This is a genomic window from Nocardiopsis sp. TNDT3 (assembly GCF_003427465.1).
Lineage (GTDB): Bacteria > Actinomycetota > Actinomycetes > Streptosporangiales > Streptosporangiaceae > Nocardiopsis > Nocardiopsis dassonvillei.
Genome location: NZ_QPFC01001322.1, coordinates 1 through 1,623, shown reverse-complemented (window position 1 = coordinate 1,623; position 1,623 = coordinate 1). Strand labels below are relative to the sequence as shown.

The window sequence follows — 1,623 nt, the reverse complement described above, 5'->3', positions numbered from 1 at the left end:
GGCTGAGCCGTTCGAGCCACAGGTAGAGCACCGCGATCTGCACCCAGTCGGTCCGCTCCGGCGCCGAGGCCGTCGCGTGCACGGCCGCGATCGCCGCCTGCAACTGGTAGGGGCCGACCTCACCGCGGTTCCACACGCCGTCGATCAGCGCGGTGCCCTCGCGGACGAGGTCGGCGTTCCACAACGACCGGTCCTGTTCGTCCAGGGGCACCAGCTCGTCGTGGTCGCCGGTGCGTGCGGGACGGCGCGCCTCGGTGAGCAGCATGAGCGCGAGCAGGCCGGTGACCTCGGCGTCGTCGGGCAGAGAGTCGTGGAGCATGCGTGTCAGCCGGATGGCCTCGCCGGTCAGGTCCACGCGGGCGAGCTGGTCGCCCTCGGAGGTCGTGTAACCCTCGTTGAAGACCAGGTAGAGCACCTTCGCCACCGCCGTGATCCGGCTGTCGCGGTCGGCGTCGGTCGGCGGGGTGACGCGGGCTCCGACCCGGGCCAGCTGCTGCTTGGCGCGGCTGATCCGCGTGCCCATGGTGTTCTCCGAGGTCCCGTGGGCGTGCGCGATCTCGGCGGTGGTCAGGCCGCCCACCGCGCGCAACGTGAGCGCCACCTGGGAGGCGGCGCTCAGCGCGGGGTGGCAGCACAGCAACAGCAGGGCCAGGCTGTCGTCGCTCTCCCGGGCGGGGCCCGCCCTCCGGTCCGGCTCCCGCATGGCCAGTTCGGCGGCGCCGATCTCCTGTTCGCGCCGGTGCCTGGCCTGTTCGGCGCGGAGGAGGTCGACCAGGCGCCGGTAGCCGACGCGGATCAGCCAGCTGCGCGGGTTCTCCGGCACGCCGTCGGCGGGCCAGGCCCGGCTCGCGGCGAGCAGCGCCTCCTGCACCGCGTCCTCGGCGGCGTCGAACCGGCCGAAGCGCCGCACCAGGGCGCCGAGCACCTGCGGCGCCTCGGTGCGCAGCAGGTGCTCGATGTCCGCGTCCGTGCCGGGGGTCCGCCGCCCGCCGTCGCGCTGGCCGTCCGCCACCGGCGGGCGCCGCTGCGCACGGTCGCGGTCGTTCACGCCGTGAAGTCCTCGCCCATGATCGGCCGGATCTCGATCGGCTCACCCAGCGCCTCGACGATGCGCGAACCGATCTCCACGGCCCGTTCCTGGCTGGCCACGTCGATCACGGCGAAGCTGGCCAGGACCTCCTTCAGCTCCGCGAAGGGCCCGTCAGTCGCCACCACGCCGCCTTCGGCCCCGCGGACCGTGGTGCTGACCGCCGGGTGCCCCAGGCCCTCGCTGCTGACGAACTCGCCGGTCTCGATCAGCTCCCGCTCGAACTCCTGGTAGGCGGCGAACGCCGCCAGCGCCTCCTCGGAGGGGGTGTCGGCGGTCGCGGCGTCCCAGGCGGCGGCCGGGGTGTAGCTGAGCAGCAGGTACTTCATGGCGGTTCCTTCCGTCGAACGTTCGGGCGAAAGAGTACGGGTCGGTCAGGCGGCACGGCGCAGGGACAGGGACAGAACGGTCGTCCAGGTGAAGGCGACCAGGCCGTTGACGGCGATCTGGACACTCATGTGCTCCGCAGACATGGGCAGCAGCAGGACGAGCGCGGCGGCTCCGCTGCCGACGGCGGGCAGCACCGCCCGGCGGCG

General features: G+C 73.4%; 2 protein-coding genes. Both read right to left on the bottom strand.

Annotated features, from left to right (window positions below; genetic code table 11):
* The coding region (locus DQW06_RS27400; protein WP_117199572.1) for an RNA polymerase sigma factor at positions 1-1,048 on the bottom strand (1,048 nt) is incomplete at its 3' end.
* Positions 1,045-1,416, bottom strand: coding sequence for a YciI family protein (locus DQW06_RS27395; protein WP_013152919.1), 372 nt, complete (start codon positions 1,414-1,416; stop codon positions 1,045-1,047). The genes DQW06_RS27400 and DQW06_RS27395, both read right to left, overlap by 4 nt.
* Between the last annotated feature and the right edge of the window lie 207 nt (positions 1,417-1,623).